At 64.5% G+C, this 18146-nt stretch carries 18 protein-coding genes; 9 read left to right on the top strand and 9 right to left on the bottom strand.

Features of this window, described 5'->3' with window-relative positions:
* Nucleotides 1-8: 8 nt before the first annotated feature.
* The gene (ltnD, locus tag GA0061098_RS03605) at nucleotides 9-926 is read right to left on the bottom strand and encodes an L-threonate dehydrogenase (RefSeq protein ID WP_018315624.1); all 918 of its coding nucleotides are present in this window, start codon (nucleotides 924-926) and stop codon (nucleotides 9-11) included.
* Between the two features lie 104 nt (nucleotides 927-1030).
* Here ltnD and otnC point away from each other — a divergent pair, with 104 nt between their 5' ends.
* Complete coding sequence (gene otnC / locus GA0061098_RS03610) at nucleotides 1031-1717, top strand: 3-oxo-tetronate 4-phosphate decarboxylase (protein ID WP_165637122.1); 687 nt, start codon at nucleotides 1031-1033, stop codon at nucleotides 1715-1717.
* Between the two features lie 234 nt (nucleotides 1718-1951).
* Nucleotides 1952-2353: a hypothetical protein gene (locus GA0061098_RS03615; protein ID WP_091953530.1), complete on the top strand. Its 402-nt coding sequence runs from the start codon at nucleotides 1952-1954 to the stop codon at nucleotides 2351-2353.
* A 16-nt stretch (nucleotides 2354-2369) separates the two neighbouring features.
* Here GA0061098_RS03615 and GA0061098_RS03620 read toward each other — a convergent pair whose 3' ends face one another.
* The 6 genes from GA0061098_RS03620 to GA0061098_RS03645 all read right to left on the bottom strand — a co-directional run bounded on the left by GA0061098_RS03620 (nucleotide 2370) and on the right by GA0061098_RS03645 (nucleotide 7947).
* Nucleotides 2370-3074: an ABC transporter ATP-binding protein gene (locus GA0061098_RS03620; RefSeq protein WP_028143388.1), complete on the bottom strand. Its 705-nt coding sequence runs from the start codon at nucleotides 3072-3074 to the stop codon at nucleotides 2370-2372.
* The gene (locus GA0061098_RS03625) at nucleotides 3058-3789 is read right to left on the bottom strand and encodes an ABC transporter ATP-binding protein (RefSeq protein ID WP_018315620.1); all 732 of its coding nucleotides are present in this window, start codon (nucleotides 3787-3789) and stop codon (nucleotides 3058-3060) included. Before GA0061098_RS03625 ends, GA0061098_RS03620 begins: the two co-directional genes overlap by 17 nt.
* The gene (locus GA0061098_RS03630) at nucleotides 3786-4769 is read right to left on the bottom strand and encodes a branched-chain amino acid ABC transporter permease (RefSeq protein WP_091953533.1); all 984 of its coding nucleotides are present in this window, start codon (nucleotides 4767-4769) and stop codon (nucleotides 3786-3788) included. The genes GA0061098_RS03625 and GA0061098_RS03630 overlap by 4 nt, the downstream gene beginning before the upstream one ends.
* Nucleotides 4769-5602, bottom strand: a complete 834-nt coding sequence (locus GA0061098_RS03635) for a branched-chain amino acid ABC transporter permease (protein ID WP_240536472.1) — start codon at nucleotides 5600-5602, stop codon at nucleotides 4769-4771. Before GA0061098_RS03635 ends, GA0061098_RS03630 begins: the two co-directional genes overlap by 1 nt.
* A 195-nt stretch (nucleotides 5603-5797) precedes the next feature.
* Complete coding sequence (locus GA0061098_RS03640; protein WP_026201530.1) at nucleotides 5798-7042, bottom strand: ABC transporter substrate-binding protein; 1245 nt, start codon at nucleotides 7040-7042, stop codon at nucleotides 5798-5800.
* Between the two features lie 89 nt (nucleotides 7043-7131).
* A complete protein-coding gene (locus GA0061098_RS03645) occupies nucleotides 7132-7947 on the bottom strand; it encodes a putative hydro-lyase (RefSeq protein ID WP_091953538.1) in 816 nt (271 codons plus the stop codon).
* A 118-nt stretch (nucleotides 7948-8065) separates the two neighbouring features.
* Here GA0061098_RS03645 and GA0061098_RS03650 point away from each other — a divergent pair, with 118 nt between their 5' ends.
* From GA0061098_RS03650 to GA0061098_RS03670, 5 genes are all read left to right on the top strand, one after another.
* A complete protein-coding gene (locus tag GA0061098_RS03650; RefSeq protein ID WP_018315615.1) occupies nucleotides 8066-8983 on the top strand; it encodes a LysR family transcriptional regulator in 918 nt (305 codons plus the stop codon).
* A 121-nt stretch (nucleotides 8984-9104) separates the two neighbouring features.
* The gene (locus tag GA0061098_RS03655) at nucleotides 9105-10355 is read left to right on the top strand and encodes a Zn-dependent hydrolase (RefSeq protein ID WP_091953541.1); all 1251 of its coding nucleotides are present in this window, start codon (nucleotides 9105-9107) and stop codon (nucleotides 10353-10355) included.
* Between the two features lie 12 nt (nucleotides 10356-10367).
* Nucleotides 10368-11279 carry an NAD(P)-dependent oxidoreductase gene (locus GA0061098_RS03660; protein ID WP_091953544.1) on the top strand — a complete coding sequence of 304 codons (912 nt, stop codon included), beginning with the start codon at nucleotides 10368-10370 and terminating at the stop codon, nucleotides 11277-11279.
* Between the two features lie 11 nt (nucleotides 11280-11290).
* A complete protein-coding gene (locus tag GA0061098_RS03665) occupies nucleotides 11291-12364 on the top strand; it encodes a malate/lactate/ureidoglycolate dehydrogenase (protein ID WP_091953547.1) in 1074 nt (357 codons plus the stop codon).
* 152 nt (nucleotides 12365-12516) lie between these two features.
* Entirely contained in the window at nucleotides 12517-13158 is a 642-nt protein-coding gene (locus GA0061098_RS03670; RefSeq protein WP_091953550.1) for a suppressor of fused domain protein, read from the top strand.
* Between the two features lie 175 nt (nucleotides 13159-13333).
* Here GA0061098_RS03670 and GA0061098_RS03675 read toward each other — a convergent pair whose 3' ends face one another.
* The gene (locus tag GA0061098_RS03675) at nucleotides 13334-14407 is read right to left on the bottom strand and encodes a tartrate dehydrogenase (RefSeq protein WP_091953553.1); all 1074 of its coding nucleotides are present in this window, start codon (nucleotides 14405-14407) and stop codon (nucleotides 13334-13336) included.
* Between the two features lie 154 nt (nucleotides 14408-14561).
* On the opposite strand from GA0061098_RS03675, the gene GA0061098_RS03680 reads away from it, so the two are divergent.
* Together GA0061098_RS03680 and GA0061098_RS03685 are read left to right on the top strand one after the other, a co-directional pair.
* The gene (locus tag GA0061098_RS03680) at nucleotides 14562-15338 is read left to right on the top strand and encodes an SDR family oxidoreductase (protein WP_091953556.1); all 777 of its coding nucleotides are present in this window, start codon (nucleotides 14562-14564) and stop codon (nucleotides 15336-15338) included.
* A 97-nt stretch (nucleotides 15339-15435) separates the two neighbouring features.
* Nucleotides 15436-16854: an amidase gene (locus GA0061098_RS03685; RefSeq protein WP_091953559.1), complete on the top strand. Its 1419-nt coding sequence runs from the start codon at nucleotides 15436-15438 to the stop codon at nucleotides 16852-16854.
* A 184-nt stretch (nucleotides 16855-17038) separates the two neighbouring features.
* On the opposite strand, the gene GA0061098_RS03690 is transcribed toward GA0061098_RS03685, so the two are convergent.
* Nucleotides 17039-18145 (bottom strand): amino acid ABC transporter permease, encoded by a 1107-nt coding sequence (locus tag GA0061098_RS03690; RefSeq protein ID WP_091953562.1) that lies wholly within the window; start codon nucleotides 18143-18145, stop codon nucleotides 17039-17041.
* Between the last annotated feature and the right edge of the window lies 1 nt (nucleotide 18146).

The following is an 18146-nucleotide window of genomic DNA, read 5'->3' on the forward strand; positions in this document are numbered from 1 at the left end:
CCTCTTCGTTACTTGTCGCCGGGCAGCTTGACGCCGGTGACCTGCGCATACATCCGCGCCACCGAGGCGTCGTCGTCCCGGCCCATGCCGGCGGCTGATGTCATCAGGAACATCTGGAGCGCGGCGGCGGAGACAGGCACGGGGAATCTTGCCGACCGCGCCATATCCTGGATGATGCCGAGATCTTTCACGAAAATCTCGACCGCGCTGCGCGGTGTGTAGTCGCCGTCCAGCACGTGCGGCATGCGGTTCTCGAACATCCAGGAATTGCCGGCCGAGGCCGTGATCACCTCATAGACCTTGCGGATGTCGAGGCCCTGCTTGGCGGCAAATGCCATCGCCTCCGAGGCGGCGGCGATGTGCACGCCGGCGAGCAGCTGGTTGATCATCTTAAAGGCGGCGCCCTGGCCGGCGGCATCGCCGAGCTCGTAGAGCTTCGCGGCCATGGCATCGAGCGCGGGCCGTGCCTTCGCGAACGCTGTGGGGCTGCCGGAGGCAAGGATCGTCAGCTCGCCTTGCGCGGCGCGCTGCGCCCCGCCGGAAATCGGTGCATCCAGATAATGCCGGCCGGTCGCCTCAAGCTGCTTGGCAAGGCGTCGCGCCACGTCGGGGTCCATCGTGGCGGAGGATACGAAGACGCTGCCTTCGGGCATGGTCTCGGCGGCACCATCCTTGCCGAACAGGACAGCTTCAGTCTGCGCGGCATTGACGACGACGCTGACGACGATGTCCGCGCCCTTGGCCGCCTCGGCCGGCGTTTTGGCACCCGCACCACCATCCTTGACGAAACGCGCCACCGCCTCGGCCGAAACGTCGCAACCGGTGACGGCGTGGCCGGCGCGCTTCAGCGAGGTCGCCATGCCAAACCCCATCGAGCCGAGCCCGATGACCGCGATGCGCTGATTTTGTGACGTGGAGGCGGACATGCAACTAACCCTTGCGAACGTTTCCCGGGCGGCCGGCTTTTGCGGCGGCTCGGCGAACCGATAACACGGCTTGGCCGCGCTGCCAAAGCGTGAGACAAGCGGGCATGACGGCCATGAGAACCGAAACGAGCAACGAGACAAGGCTGCGCGAGGATATCTGCCGCTTCGGACGGTCCCTGTTCGAGCGCGGGCTGACGCCCGGCTCCTCCGGCAATATCAGCGTCCGGCTGGACGGCGGCGGCTGGCTGGTGACGCCGACCAATGCCTCGCTCGGTTTCCTCGATCCTGCGAGGCTGTCGCGGCTCGACGAGCAGGGCCGGCTGGTGTCGGGCGATGCCCCGACCAAGGAAGTTCCGCTGCACACCGCGCTCTATGACACGCGCGGCAGTGCACGCGCCATCGTGCATCTGCATTCGACACACTCGGTCGCGCTCTCGATGCTGCCCGAGATCGACCCGCGCGCCGCGCTGCCGCCGATGACGGCCTATTATCTGATGAAATGCGGCGCCACCGCGCTCGTGCCGTACTACCGCCCCGGCGATCCCGCGGTCGCCGATGCGATCAAGGGCCTGGCGGGGAAATATTCATCGGTGCTGCTCGCCAATCACGGCCCGGTCGTTGCCGGCGACACGCTGGAAGCCGCGGTGTTCGCGACGGAGGAGCTGGAGGAAACGGCGAAGCTGTATCTGCTACTGCGCGGGATGAACCCGCGTTATCTGTCGCCGGAGCAGGTGACGGATCTGGTGAAGGTGTTCGGGGTGACGCTGCCGGAGCATGGGCACGACGATTGAGCCCCGCTCTAACCTCGTCATAGCGCAACGAGGCAAGAATCCCTCGCGGAAAGACTCTGGATTGCTTTGCTACGCTCGCAATGACGCAGGGTGTGGCGACGGAGTAGCCCGCATGAGCGGAGCGATATGCGGGACCAGCGGACCGGAATTGATTTGCATTGCCGGGATCGCGAGCACATGATCCCCCTGTAATTGACTGAAGGAGTTGTTTCATCGATCGCTGGGAGAATTGTCATGGATTTTAAAGTATCCTGCGCCTTCCTCTCTGCCGCCTGCTTTATTGTCTTGTCACTTTCCGCCAACGCCCAGACGTCCGGGCGCGGCGGCGTCCCCGATCTCAAGGTCGAGGCCAACTGCAAGGCAACTCAGGAGATCGACAAGTCGCTGACCGAGCCGCAGTCCTACGAGGCCTGCATGAGCGACGAGCAGACCGCACAGCAACAGCTCGCGTCCATCTGGACGACAACGCCGGAGACAATTCGCATCCAATGCTACACCGAGGCCTCCGCCGGTGGCATCGAAAGCTATGTCGACCTGCTCTCTTGCATTCAGATGAATGGCTTCGGGCAACCCTCGGCACCCGCGCCGACCCTGCGCGGCGCAAGCAAGAACCGGAACAAGAAACAATCAGGATAGGGATCGTAGCGAGCAGCTACAATCCGAGATACGCCTTCCTCACGTCGGGATTGCCCCTGATCTCAGCCGCAGGGCCCTGCATCAGCACGCGGCCGGTTTGCAGGATGTAGGCGCGGTCGGCAATCTCCAGGCACTCGGCCATGCGCTGCTCGACGATCAGAACGGTCATGCCGGCATCGCGGATGCGCTTCACGGCCTGAAAAATCTCGTCGACAAGCTTTGGCATGATGCCCTGCGAGGGCTCGTCCAGCATCAACAGACGCGGGCGCGTCATCAACGCGCGGCCGATCGCGAGCATCTGCTGCTCGCCGCCGGAGAGCGTTTCGGCGCGCTGCTCCAGGCGCTCGGCCAGGCGGGGAAACAACTGGAAAACGAGATCGAGCGGTCCCTCGCGGTTCGCGTCACCGCGGTAGAGATAGCTGCCGAGACGCAGATTGTCGCGCACGGACAGACGGGGGAACAGGCGGCGATTCTCCGGCACGTAGGCAATGCCGGTCGCGGTGATGTGGTGCTGCGCCATGCCGTCGAGGCGCTTGCCGTCGAAGGTCACCGTGCCGGAGCGCGGACGCTCGGCGCCGGCGATGGATTTGAGCAGCGTCGATTTGCCCGCGCCATTGGCGCCGGCAACGCAGACGATCTCACCCTTCTGAACCTCGATCGAGATCGCGGAGATCGCGACCAGGCCCTGATAGGCGGTCGTGACTTCACGCACCGACAGCATGACGATCTCCCAGATATGCGCTGATCACCTTGGGATCGCGAACGACATCGGCGGGTTTGCCCTCGACCAGCACCTTGCCGAGATCGAGCACGATGGCGCGGTCGACCAAGGGCATCACGATCTCCATGACATGCTCGACCATCAACACGGTGATGCCGGCATCGCGCACCTTGCGCACCAGCGCGACACCGGTCTGCGCCTCGGTCGGCGTCAGGCCGGTGAGGACTTCGTCGAGCAGTAGCAGTTTTGGCTCGGTCGCGAGCGCACGGGCGACTTCGAGACGGCGCTTCTCGGCGGGCACGAGGTCGCTGGCGAGCACGTCGGCGCGCGCGGCGAGGCCAGTGAACTCCAAGACCTCATGCGCCTTGCGACGGGCTTCGCGCATCACGGTGTTGCGCACCAGCGCACCGACGATGACGTTGTCGATGACCGTCATGGTCTCGAAGCTCTTGACCACCTGGAAGGTGCGCCCCACCCCGCGCTGGCAGCGTTCGGCCGCCGGCATGTGGGTGACGTCTTCGCCGTCGAATAGAATCGAGCCTTGCGTCGGTGGCAACACGCCGGCGATGAGATTGAACAGCGTGGACTTGCCGGCGCCGTTGGGGCCGATCAGGCCGACGATCTCGCCGCGGCCGACCGAGATCGAGACGTCGCTGTTGGCGACGAGGCCGCCGAACCGCTGCCAGACGCCGCGGGTTTCAAGAAGTGCGGTCATCGTGCGGCCCCCGTCTTCTTCGGGCGAGAGAACAGGCTGAGCAGCCCCCGCGGCAAGGCCAGCGAGATCAGGACGATCAGCGTGCCATAGACGATGAGGTCGACGCCGCGCCCCGAACCGCCGAACTTGAAGCGGGTCAGCTCCGTCAGCGGGATCAGAATGGCGGCGCCGAGCACCGGCCCCCACAGGGTGCCGATGCCACCGAGCACGGCGGGCAGCGCCATCAGCAGCGAAAACTGGAAGCCCATGACGCTTTCAGGATCGATGTAGGAGACGAACTGGGCGTAGAAGCTGCCACCCACGGCGACCAGGAAGGCGGAGACGGCGGCCGCGCCCATCTTGGAATTGAACACGTCGACACCGAGGCTCTCGGCCGCGTCCGGATTGTCCTTCACCGCACGCCACCAGAATCCCCATTTGGAGTTCTCCAGCCACCAGGTGACGAACCAGGCAAGGCAGCACAGCGCCAGCGCGAAATAGAAGTATGGCAGCTTGGTGCGCAGGAACTGGAATTTCAGCCAGCTGTCGCCGCGGATTGGAATGGTGATGCCCATCGCGGCGCCGGCCCATTCCCAGTTGTGGAACAGAAGCAAGCCGATCTCGGCGATGACGATGGTGGCGATCACGAAGTAATGGCCACGCAGGCGGAAGAAGGGATAACCGAGCCCCATCGCGATCAGCGCCGACACCACGCCGCCCGCCAGCATGCCGAACCAGGGCAGCACGCCGAACTTCGTGAACAGCAGCTCGGTGGTGTAGGCACCCAGGCCGAAATACAGCGCGTGCCCGAGCGAGATCTGCCCGCAATAGCCGGACAGGATGTTCCAGCTCTGCGACAGGCCCGCATACATCAGCGTCAGGATCAGGATGTTCTGGACGACGACGTCCTTCACGAACAACGGCGTCAGCGCGGCAATCACGGCGAGCACCGCGGCGATGATGAGGTCGCGGCGACGCCGCGCTGCAAAATCCTTGTCCATCAGATCGATCCGAACAGGCCGCGCGGCCGGATGAAGACGACCAGCAGATAGACCGCGTAGATGCCGACCGATTTCAGCGAGGGCGGCAGCACCAGCGCGGTGGTCGCTTCGACCAGGCCGACGATGATGCCGCCCGCAAAGGCGCCGAACACGCTGCCGAAGCCGCCGAGCGCCACCGTGACGTAGGCGATCAGCGCAAAGGACGCGCCGACATCGGGATAGATATAGAAGAAGCTTGCCATGATCGCTCCGGCGAGACCGACCAGCGCGGCACCAAGGCCCCAGCCGAACGCGAACACGCGGTTCTTGTCGATGCCGACCAGCGCGACCGCTCCGGGATCTTCGCGGGTGGCTTCCAGCGCGCGGCCGAAATCCGTGCGATGGATGAAGAAGTAGAGGCCGGCGAAGGCGAGGATCGAGACCAGCGCGCCAACCAGCTGCGGCTCCGGCAGGAAGATGCCGGCGACCGAGATGGTTTTGCCGCCGAGCCAGGATTGCGGAATGCTGCGATAATCAGGCGTGAAGAAGAACTGCGCCAGGCCCCGCATCACGATGGCAAGGCCGAAGGTGGTGAAGATCTGCACCATGCCGGCGTTGGCCTTGGCCCGCATGGCGAAGCGTACAATAAGTAAGTAGACCACCGCTCCGAAGATGAAGAGCGCCGCGGCGACCAACGGCGCCGACAGCAAGGGGTCGATCGCGAAGAACGCGAACAGGAAGAAGGACAGGTACATCGCGATCATCAGGAACTCGCCATGGGCGAAGTTCGTGACGTCCATCAGGCCGAAGATCAGCGCGAGGCCGACCGCGATCAGTCCGTACAGCAGCCCCATCAGGAGACCGCTGGCGAGACTTTGGATAATGGCTTGGGCTGTCAAAAGTCTGTCCCCCGAAATAGATCCTCATCCCGAGGAGCGCGCACAGGCGCGCGTCTCGAAGGATGGCCCAGCCCTCGTCCTTCGAGACGCGGGCTGCGCCCGCTTCTCAGGATGAGGGCGGGAGCTGCATCTGGCTCCCGCGTCCCAGTCTTACTTCATCGGCCAGACCGCCTCGGCGATCGCGGCCTGCGGCGGGAAGATGGTGACGAACTTGCCGCCGATATACTGCAGCAGCACCGGGTCGGCGTCGTTATTCTGGCCCATCTCGTCGAACTTGACGCGCTTCCAGGGCATGATGGTCTGCTCGCCCGGGATGTCAGTCGCTGCCAGCGCATCACGGATCTTCTCGCCGTCGGTCGACTTGGCGCGGCTGATGGCGTCGGCGAGAATGATCAGGCCCATGAACTGGCGCGAGGTGAGGTCGTTGAAGTCCTTGCCCGACCGCGTCTTGAACATCTCGTTGATCTTGCCGACCATCGGGCGCTTCTGCGCGAGATCGAGCGAGAAGGTGCCGCGCGAAATCACGCCTTCGAGCTTGTCGCCGACGGCATCATAGAGCGCCTTCTCGGAGAAGCCGGCGTCCTGCGCCACGATCGCGTTCGGCTTGTAGCCGAGCTCGGCCATGGTCTTGACCAGCAGAATGCCGTCGGTGGTATAGCTCGAGGGCATCAGCACGTCGGCATTCGCGGATTTGAGCTGCTGCACCTCGGCCGAGAGCGAGGGCGAGTTGGCGCGATACTTGATGTCGGTGACGATCTTGTAGGCGCGCTCGCCGGCGATCTTGGCCTGGGCGTTGCCGGAATCGGTGCCGAAGATCGTGTCCTCGTGAAACAGCGACAGCGTCTCGATCTTGGTGCCCTTCTTCTTCATGGCGTCGAAGAAGTCGAACATCGCGGCCGAATACATTTCGTCATGCGGCGCGGCACGGAAATAATACTTCAGACCGCGGCGGTGCAAGCTGGGCGAGGAGTTGTCGGCGGACACGAACGGGACCTGGTAGCGTTCGCAGATCTGGCTGACGGTGACGGCGACCGCGCTCTGATAGGTACCGATGATGGCGGAGACCTTTTCCTGCGTGATCAGGCGCTCGGCTTCGGCGCGGCCCTTCTGCGGATCGGCCTGGTGATCGGCGAACACGAGGCGGACCTTGGCGCCGCCGAGGCCCGGCAGGCCCTCGCCCTTCGCCAGCGGCAGGTCGAAATCGGTGTCCTTGTTGATGACCTCGAGCGCGGTCTCATAGGCCTTCTGCGCATCGACGCCTTGCTGCGCGCTGCCGCCGGAGAACGGATAGATGACGCCGATCACGACTTCCGAAGTCTGTGCGCGCGCCGCGAGCGGCACCAGTGCGGCAGTCGCGGTGGCTCCCAACAATACGTCGCGGCGAGTGATCGTCATGGCAAAGTCCCCTGTTACTGTATTTCGGCTGATCGAATGAAGCGATTGATGGATGCGGTAAAGCCCGAAGAAGCAGCAAGCGCTGCCCACTAAATCACGGCCATGGTCCTGTTCTTGAGATCCGTCACCAGCATCAGCCCGGGCGAATGCGTGATCGCGAACGGGAGCTTGGCGGCGTTGATCACCGATTGCGGCGTCACGCCGCAGGCCCAGAACACCGGGATCTCGTCGGCGGCAACCGGCACCGGATCGCCGTAGTCCGGCTTGGCGATGTCCTTGATGCCGATCAGATGCGGATGGCCGAGATGGACGGGCGCGCCGTGCACGGCGGGATAACGCGAGGTGATCTGCACCGCGCGGATCGCATCCGCCGGCTTGAACGGACGCATCGACACCACCATGGGACCGGCGAACGGACCGGCCTCGCCACAGGCGATGTTGGTACGATACATCGGCACGCGCACATTGCGCTCGATGTGCCGGATCGGCATGCCCTCGTCGAGCAAGGCTTCTTCGAACGAGAAGGAGCAGCCGAGCACGAAGGTCACGAGATCGTCGCGCCAGTAGCTGGTCACATCGGTCGGCTCGTCGACGACCTCGCCATCGCGCCAGACGCGGTAGCGCGGCACGTCGGTGCGGATGTCGAGATCGGCGCCGAGCGAAGGGATGTGCGGACTGCCGACATCGGACATGCCGATGATCGGGCACGGCTTCGGATTGAGCTGGCAAAAGCGATGAAAGGCGCTGGCATATTCCGCCGGCAGGATCGCCAGATTGCCCTGGACGAAGCCGGGGGCGACGCCGGCGGTGGAGGCGACCAGCCCTTGCCGGTAGGCAAGCCGCGCCTTGCGGCTCGGGAGGGCGTCGGGCGTTTCAGTTTGCTGCACTGCCACCAAAACAGTCATGTAATCGACCTGCCTATAAACTCGACAAAGACAGCCAACACCAAGCGTGCTATAAAGTCTAATCGTCCTTTCTAATCGATATCGATAAATCCATTTTATCGACGAGGAAAATCTTTCAATGCTGGACTTCAGGTCGATCGAGACTTTTCTCTGGGTCGTAAAGCTCGGCAGCTTCCGCGGCGCTGCAGCACGGCTCAATACGACCCAGCCGGCGATCTCCCAGCGCATCGCCCAGCTCGAGCGCGAGATGGGCGTCAAGCTCCTCAACCGCGACCACCGCGTCGCCTCGCCGACGCCGAGCGGCCGGCAGATGATGGTCTATGCGGAGAAGCTGATCGGCCTGCGCGCGCAGATGATGGCGGAGATCGGCGACCGTTCGGCGATGCGGGGCGTGATGCGGCTCGGCGTCGCCGAGACCATCGTGCACACCTGGCTGCCGCGCCTCGTGAAGAGCGTGAACCAGGTCTATCCGAACCTGTCGCTCGAGATCGAGGTCGACATCACGCCCAACCTCACCGCGCGCCTGCTCGCGCAGGAGATCGAGCTTGCCTTCGTGGTTGGACCGCTGTCGGCGTCCGGCGTGCACAATCGCGTGCTCGCCGATTATCCGATCGGCTTCCTCGCAAGCCCTTCGCTCGGCCTCGGCAAAGGCCGGGTGACACCGGCGGAGCTTGCGCGGTTTCCGATCATCACCTTCCCGCGCAAGACCAAGCCTTACGAGGTCGTGCGCGAGGTATTCGACCGGCCGGAGCTGCCGCCGATCCGGCTGCACGCATCCGCATCGCTCGCGACCGTCATCCACATGGCGGTCGAAGGCCTCGGCGTCGCCGTGATCCCCGACGCGATCGTCGAGAACGAACTCGCCGACGGGCGGCTGCAACTGCTCGACACCGATCTCGCGATCGCACCGCTGACGTTCACCGCGAGCTGGCTCGCCTCGCCCGACGTCGTCGCCGTGGAGCGCGTCGCTGAGCTTGCACGGCAGATTGCGCAGAGCAGCCTCGCAGTTGACGCGCCCGCGCTGGCGCGTCATTGAAAAAGGCGCCGGATTTCTACTGTCATTCCGGGGCTCGCGCAGCGAGAACCCGGAATCTCGAGATTTCCGGGTTCGGCTCTTCGAGCCGCCCCGGAATGACAGCGATCAATGGAAGAGACGCATGAGCCGAGCCGCCACCAATCTGCAAATCGATTCCGCCCGCCTCTGGGGCTCCATCCACGAGACCGCGCAATTCGGCGCGACGGCCAAAGGCGGCGTGCGGCGGCTGACGCTCAGCAACGAAGACAAGCAGGTGCGCGACTGGTTCCGTAGGGCATGCGAGGATGCCGGTCTCGAAGTGCACACCGACGCACTCGGCTCTCAGTTCGGCCTGCGCAAGGGCCGCGACATGTCGAAGCCGCCCGTCGGCATCGGCTCGCATCTCGATACCCAGCCGACCGGCGGCAAGTATGACGGCATTCTGGGCACGCTTGGCGCGCTGGAAGTGATCCGCACGCTGAACGATGCCGGCATCGAGACCGAAGCACCGATCTGCGTCGTCAACTGGACCAACGAGGAAGGCTCGCGCTTCGCACCCGCGATGATGGCCTCCGCCGCCTATGTCGGCGACTTCACCACCGACGACATTTTGTCGCGCAAGGACGCCGAGGGCACGACCGTCGGCCAGGCGCTGGACAGCATCGGCTATCGCGGCGACAAGCCGGTCGGCTTCCAGAAGCTCGGCTGCTTCGTCGAATTGCACATCGAGCAAGGCCCGATCCTGGAGGCCGAGGGCAAGACCATCGGCGTGGTCGATTCCGGTCAGGGCGTGCTGTGGTACGACGGCAAGATTTCCGGCTTCGAGAGCCATGCCGGATCGACGCCGATGCCGCTGCGGCGCGACGCGCTGGCGACGCTGTCGGAGATCGTGCTGGCGATGGAGTCCATCGCGAAGAAGCACGGACCGAACGCGGTCGGCACCATCGGCGAAGCCGTGATCGCAAACCCCTCGCGCAACGTCATTCCCGGCGAGATCGCCTTCACCATGGATTGCCGCAGCGCGGACGGCGCCATCATGGACGCGCTGGATCGCGATCTGCGCGCCGCGATTGCGGAGATCGCCGCGCGCCGCAGGGTCGAGGTCAAGATCGACCTGGTCTGGCGCAAGCCGCCGACGCATTTCGATCCCAAGCTGATCTCGGCGGTCGAGAACGCGGCAAAGACGCTCGGCTATTCCTCGCGCCGCATCACCTCCGGCGCCGGTCACGACGCCTGCAACCTCAACACGATCATGCCGGCGGCGATGGTGTTCGTGCCCTGCAAGGACGGCATCAGCCACAACGAGTTGGAGGATGCGACGCAGCCGGACTGCACTGCTGGCACCAACGTTCTCATGCATACCGTGCTGGCGATCGCCGGCGTCGCGTCCTGACCGGAGAGAGCCATGCGCGGAGTATTCGTCGACGCCAATGAAGCGCTTGCCGTGATCATGGAACGGCTGGAAAAGCCGGGGGATCCCAAGGTGCGGATCCACCGGGATCCCGACATCAAGCCCGAGCAATATCCTGAAATCCTCGACGGCGCCGAGATCGCGATCGTCGACCACACCGCGCTGCCGACTGAGGTGGCGAAGAAGTGCGCGGGGCTGAAGCACGTCGTGTTCCTCGGCACGGGTGCGCGCAGCTACATGAACCCGGAGGAGCTGGCTGAACTCGGCGTCTCCGTACATCTGATCAAGGGCTACGGGGACACCGCGGTCGCCGAATCCGCGATCGCGCTGATGTGGGCCTCGGCCCGCGTCATCGCCATGATGGATCGCGAAATGCGCGGCGGCAACTGGCTGCGCGAAGACGGCATGCAGCTCACCGGCAAGACGCTCGGCCTGATCGGCTTCGGCGGCATCGCCGCCGAGGTCGCGCGCATTGCGTCCGGCAGCGGCATGAAGGTGATCGCCTGGAATCGCTCGCCTAAGAACCATCCGGGCGTGGAATTCACCGATCTCGACAGCGTGCTGGCAAGGAGCGACGTCGTGTCGCTGCACCTGCTGCTCAACGACGAGACGCGCGGCATGATCACGCGCGAGAAGATCGCAAAAATGAAGCGTGGTGTCATCCTCATCAACACCGCCCGCGCCGCTGTCGTCGACGAGACCGCCATGATCGATGCGCTGAAGTCGGGCCACATCCGCCATGCCGGCCTCGACGTTTTCAACATCGAGCCGCTGCCCGGCGATCATCCGCTCACAAAGCTGCCGAACGTCACGCTGTCGGCGCATTCGGCGTTCCGCACGCCGGAGGCGAGCGAGAACCTGATTGGCGCGGCGTGGGAGCACTGCCGCCGGATCGTGAAAGGATAAGAGCAATAACAATGGCCGACTATCGCACCATCAAGGCAGAGCCGCTCACCAACGCCATCCGCGCTATCGTCAAGGCCGGCGGCTCCTCGGACCGCGAGGCCGAGCTGGTGTCCACCAATCTGGTCGAGGCCAATCTCAAAGGGCACGACTCCCACGGAGTCGGCATGATCCCGCGCTATGTCCAGAGCGTCGTCAATGGCGGCCTCGCTGTGAACGCGCACGTCAAGACCGTGCTCGACACCGGCCCGCTTCTCACCCTCGACGGCGTCACCGGCTACGGTCAGGTGATCGGCCATGAAGCGATGGAGCTGGCAGCCGAACGCGCCAAGCAGAACGGCGTGTGCCTCGTCGGCCTCTCCAACTCGCACCATATCGGCCGCATCGGCCACTGGGCCGAGCAGTGCATCGACCACGGGCTGGTCTCGATCCACTTCGTCAACGTGATCTCGCGCCCGATCGTGGCGCCCTGGGGCGGCAGCGATGCGCGCCACGGCACCAACCCGTTCTGCGTCGGCATCCCGCGCGCCGGCAAGGACCCGATCGTGCTCGACTTCGCCACCAGCAGGATCGCGCAGGGCAAGACCCGCGTCGCCCACAACAAGGGCGTCGCGCTGGAGCCAGGCACCATCATCGACAATGAAGGCAAGCCCACCACCAACCCGCGCTACACCGTGATCCCGCCGCATGGCGCGATCCTGCCGTTCGGCGAGCACAAGGGTTCGGGGCTCGCGCTGGTGTGCGAAATCCTCGGCGGCGCGCTCTCCGGCGGACAGGTGGTCAAGGGGCCGTCCGACGGCAAGTACAACGTCCTCAACGGCATGCTCTCGATCGTCATCGACCCGAACAAGCTCGGCACCGGCGAGAACCTGGCGAGCGAAGTCGAAAGCTTCGTCGCCTGGCACACCGGCTCGCCTCCCGGCCCCGGTGTGGAGAAGGTGAAGATCGCCGGCGAGCCTGAGCGCGAGACCAAGAAGAAGCGCCTCGCCGAAGGCATTCCGGTCGATCCGACCACCTGGCAGGAGATTCTCGCAGCCGGCCAGAAGTTCGGGCTGGACCAGGCGGCGATCGAGAAGATCGTGAGCTAACCGGACGCGCATCCTTCGGACTTGCCGCGGCTGAGTGCACTATCGCGCACCCGGGTCTGGACTAAAGCGCATTCATGGAGCGGATTTGAACCGGCCCGTGTCGTCTCGCGACAACGCGGATATCCCGGTCCACATCCGCCCCAGAGGTTCAAATGTTCTCCCGTCTCGCGAAGCTCGTGTCCGGCTCAAACGGGCCGTCGCCTGCAGCTGACTTCTACCTGCAACGGTTCGCGATCTATGAGAGCGAGCTTGGCGAGCCCGAGCACAGCTTCACGGACAGCGCCGAGCGCCGCATCGATATCCACGCCTTTGGCCGCGATTTCGTGCCGGTATGTCAGGAAGGTTCTGATGAAGGCTATGTGCTTCTGACCAACGGCATGAGCCAGCAGCGGATGCATGGGTCACATGGCGACGCCAAGCCGCGTGCCGAGCTGATGTGGTACGTCCGCGAGCCGACCGAGGAGATCTGCGCCAATCTGCGCTGGCTCGCGAATCTGCCATTCATCGACAAGACCTGGTTCGGCTTCGGTCATCGCGTCGCGCTGCCGATGCCGCCGGTTGCGGGCACGGACTTCGAGACGTTTTTGTTTCTGACGCCGATCATCGGCCCCGATAAGGAGATCGCCGAGGCGCTGGAGATCGCGGGCGATCCCGTGGAGGTCCTGACCGTGAACCTGATCTCGCATCAGGAGCTCGCGCTGATCAAGTCCAGAGGGCTTGATCCGTTTCTCGATCTGCTCGATGAGAACGACTATCCGCCGATCTTCGATCCGGCGCGGAAGTCGTATGTGTAGGGCGCTCTTCCTTCGCCCCTTGTGGGAGAAGGTGGCGCGAAGCGCCGGATGAGGGGTTCTATCGGCGCGCTGTTCCGTGAATGAAGGCCTGTCTCCGCGGAGACAGACCCCTCACCCGTCTTCGATGCTTCGCATCGAAGCCACCCTCTCCCACAAGGGGAGAGGGTAAAGAGCCTCAATCCACCATATCCGCGACGGCCTTGCCGCAGGCCGTGGTGTCGGCGTTGCCGCCGAGGTCCTTGGTGCGGAGCGTGCGTTCGGCCAGCGTGCGCTCGATCGCCTCGACGATCGATTGGCCGGCTTCCTTCTCGCCGAAATGCTCGAGCATCATGGCGCCCGACCAGATCGCGCCGATCGGGTTGGCGATGCCTTGGCCGGCGATATCAGGCGCCGAGCCGTGCACCGGCTCGAACACCGAGGGGAAATCGCCCTCGGGGTTGATGTTGCCTGACGGCGCGATGCCGATCGTGCCGGTGCAGGCCGGGCCGAGGTCGGAGAGGATGTCGCCGAACAAATTGGAGCCGACCACGACGTCGAACCAATCCGGATGCAGCACGAAGTTCGCGGTGAGAATGTCGATGTGGTACTTGTCCCACTTCACGCCCGGAAACTTCTTGGCCATCGCCTCCACGCGCTCGTCCCAATAGGGCATGGTGATGGAGATGCCGTTGGACTTGGTCGCGGACGTCAAATGCTTCTTCGGCCGCGACTGCGCGAGCTCGAAGGCGAACTTCAGGATACGGTCGACGCCGGTGCGGGTCATCACCGTCTGCTGGGTGACGAACTCGCGGTCGGTGTCCGGGAACATGCGGCCACCGACGGAGGAATATTCACCTTCGGTGTTCTCGCGCACCACCCAGAAATCGATATCGCCGGGCTTGCGGCCCGCCAGCGGCGACGGCACGCCGGGCATCAGCCGCACCGGGCGCAGGTTCACATACTGGTCGAACTCCCTGCGGAATTTGATCAGCGAGCCCCACAGCGAGACGTGGTCCGGAATCTTGGCCGGCCAGCCGACCGCCCCGAAATAGATCGCGTCGTGCTTGCCGATCTTGTCCTTCCAGTCATCGGGCATCATCTGGCCGTGCTTCTCGTAATAGTCCCACGACGAGAAGTCGAAATGGTCGAAATGCAGGGAGACCCCGTGCTTCTTCGCCGCCGCCTCCAGGACGCGCAGGCCCTCCGGCATCACTTCCTTGCCGATGCCGTCGCCGGGAATGACCGCGATCCGGTATTGTTTCTTGCTCATCGAGAACGTCCTTGGTTGGTCCGGCAGTCGCCGCCTTTTGACCGCATTGCAATGGACCAAACGCAGCGGCAGTGCAACGCTGCACTGCAATGTTGACCATGGCGCGGCCAAGCGCCTACTGATCTCATCCAGTTCCCACCGAGCGAGTAACCTCATGGATCTGCATCTGCGTGGCAAGCGCGTCCTGATCACGGGCGCGTCCAAGGGCATTGGCGCCGCCGCTGCCGAAGCGTTTGCCGAGGAAGGCGCGCACCTCCTGCTCGCCGCCCGCAACGGCGACCAGCTCAAGGCGCTGGCCGAGCGCCTGCGTTCCGCCCACCAGATCGATGCCGCAACGAGCATCGTCGATCTTCGCAAGGCCGAGGATCTGGCGCGGCTCGCGAAGGAAGCGGCCGACATCGACGTGCTCGTCAACAATGCGGGCGACATCCCCGGCGGCTCGATCGACAAGATCGACGAGGCGACCTGGCGTCACGCCTGGGAATTGAAAGTGTTCGGCTATATCAACCTGACGCGGCAGATCTACGCGCAGATGAAGGCGAAGGGCGGCGGCGTCATCGTCAACGACATCGGCGCGGCCGGCGAAAAGTTCGACGCCAACTACATCTGCGGCAGCGCCGGTAATGCCGCGCTGATGGCCTTCACCCGCGCACTCGGGGGAAAAAGTCTCGCCGACAACATCCGCGTGGTCGGCATCAATCCCGGGCCTGTCGGCACCGACCGTCACGTCACCCTGCTCAAGACGCGGGCAAAGCACCAGTTCGGCGACGAGAGCCGGTACAAGGAATTCCAGAAGAGCCTGCCGCTCGGGCGCCCTGCGCATGCGCGCGAGATCGGCGATCTCATGGCGTTCCTGGCGTCGGACCGCGCCGGGTATACGTCGGGCGTGATCTACACCGTGGATGGCGGCATCAGCGCTGGCTGGGGCTAATTGCCGGGATGTTTTAGGCACCGTCGTTCCGGGGCGATGCGAAGCATCGAACTACGGTGCGCCCCGGAATGACAATCAAGAGGTAGGAGTAAAGTAATTGTCTCAAGACCTGATCCGTGAAACCGCCTGCGCCGTCGTCGACAAGCTGCGGTCCGGCGATGTCTCGCCGCTCGAGCTCCTGGATGTCGTGGAGAAGCGCATCGGTGAGGTCGACGGCAAGGTGAACGCGCTGCCGACCCTGTGTTTCGAGCGCGCGCGGGACAGCGCCAAGGCGCTGATGCGGAAGCCGGCCGGCGCGCGGGGGCTGCTCGCGGGCCTGCCAGTGCCGATCAAGGACCTGACCGACGTTGCAGGCGTGTTGAACACGCAGGGCTCGCCAATCTTCAAGGACAACATCCCCGCCAAGTCCGACCTCATGGTCGAGAACCTCGAAGCCAATGGCGCGGTGGTCTACGCCAAATCCAACACGCCGGAATTCGGCGCCGGCGCCAACACCTTCAACGAGGTGTTCGGCGCGACCCTCAATCCCTGGGATACTTCAAAATCCGCGGCGGGCTCTTCCGGTGGCGCGGCCGTGGCGCTGGCCACCGGTATGGCCTGGCTGGCGCAGGGCTCCGACATGGGCGGCAGCTTGCGCAGCCCCGCGGCTTTCTGCGGCGTCGTCGGCATGCGCCCGAGCATCGGCCGCGTCGCGCATACCCCCAAATCCGGCATCGATCGCAATCTCGGCGTGGTCGGCCCGATGGCGCGTAACGTCGAGGATCTCGCGCTGCTGCTGGATGCGATGAGCGGCGACTACGCGGACGATCCGCTTTCGCTGCCGGCGCCCACGACCTCGTTCCTGTCGGCGGCTCAGGCCGGCAAGAAGCCGAAGCGCATCGCCTATTCGCCCGATCTCGGCATCACGCCCGTCGATCCCGAGGTGAAGGCGATCACGCGCAAGGCGGCGGAGCGCTTTGCCGAGGCCGGCGCCATCGTCGAGGAGGCGCATCCGGACTGGCGCGAGGCGCATGAATGCTTCCACGTGCTGCGCGCCTTCGATTTCGCGATCACCAAGGCCAATCTGCTGCGCACCAAGCGCGACCTGCTCAAGCCCGAGGTGATCTGGAACATCGAAGAAGGCCTCAAGCTCACGGTCGAGCAGCTCGAACGCGCCGAGGCCCAGCGCGTCGGCATGACTGCGCGGGCGGTCGAATTCTTCAAGACCTACGATTTGTTGCTGACACCCACCACGATCGTGCCGCCCTTCCCGATCGAGCACCGCTACGTCGCCGAATGCGCCGGCAAGAGATTCGACAATTACGTCGAGTGGCTCGGCATCGTCTACGCCATCACGCTCGCCTGCTGCCCCTCGCTGTCGCTGCCGTGCGGCTTCACGGCGTCGGGCCTGCCGGTCGGCGTGCAGGTCGTCGGCGCACCAAGGGGCGATGCGCAGGTGCTCGCGGGCGCGAAGGTGCTGGAGGATATTTTGGGCCTGCGCGGCACGACGCCGATCGATCCGAAGGTGCGGAAGTAATCCCACTCTACACCGCGCGCTCCGTAGCACCCTCTCCCCTTGTGGGAGAGGGTGGCTCGCCGCATAGCGGCGAGACGGGTGAGGGGTATCTCTCCACAAGGGCCTCCCTCACCGTCTGAATTCGACGATAGAACCCCTCATCCGGCGCTTTGCGCCACCTTCTCCCACAAGGGGAGAAGGAAGATCACCTCCCGCTCGCCGCCTCCAGGCCGCGGCTGTACCGCGACATTGCAAAGCAGAACATAAAGTAGATCGCGGCGACGAAGATGTAGACTTCGACCGAGAACTGCTGCCACGCCGGATCGATGATCGCCGTCTTCGCCGTCGTCAGCAGATCGAAGATGCCGATGATCAGGACGAGGCTGGTGTCCTTGAAGAAGGCGATGAAGGTATTGACCAGCGGCGGGATGACGTGGCGGATCGCCTGCGGCAGAACGATCAACCGGTTCTTGCGCCAGTAGGACAGCCCGAGCGCATCGGCAGCTTCATATTGCCCGCGCGGCACGGCCTGAAGGCCGCCGCGGATGACTTCGGCGAGATAGGCCCCCGCAAACAGGATGATCGCGATCTGTGCGCGGAGCAGCTTGTCGATATTGAATCCACTGGGCATGAACAGCGGAAACATCACGCTTGCCATGAACAGCAGGCTCACCAGCGGCACGCCGCGGATCAGCTCGACATAGAGCACGCTGAGCGAACGGATCGCCGGCAGCTTTGAGCGCCGGCCGAGCGCGACGAGAATGCCGAGCGGAAACCCGAATGCAAGGCCGAACGTCGCGAGGATCAGGGTCACCGGGAGGCCGCCCCAGCGATCCTGCGAAACGAAGGAAAGCCCGAGCACGCCGCCCCACATCAGCATGCTGATGAGCGCGAGTGCGCCGACCCAGAGAAGGACCAGCTCGCGCCGCCACAGGGCGCGGCGGGTGGAGAGGTAGAACAGCGCGATGAACAGCAGCACCGACAGCGCCGGCCGCCACTGTTCGTCGAACGGATAGGTGCCGAACAGGATGAAGCGGTACTTTTCGGGAATGATCGCCCAGCAGGCGCCGAGGCCACGCACCGCGCGGCAGGCACTGGAATCGTTCGCCGGGGTCAGCCACACGGCATTGGCGATGCCCCACTGCACGAAGCTGAAGATGCCCTTGGCGAGCACCGCCAGCAGCACGACAGTGAGGATGCCGTTCGGGATCGACGAGAACAGATTGGCGCGCAGCCAGCGCAGCGCCGGATTTCCCGTCTGCGGGCGGCGGGCGGCGCGCGGCACTTCCGGCATGTCGGCGATCGCGGTCATG

Source organism: Bradyrhizobium shewense (genome assembly GCF_900094605.1).
In the GTDB taxonomy this organism is placed as follows: Bacteria; Pseudomonadota; Alphaproteobacteria; order Rhizobiales; family Xanthobacteraceae; genus Bradyrhizobium; species Bradyrhizobium shewense.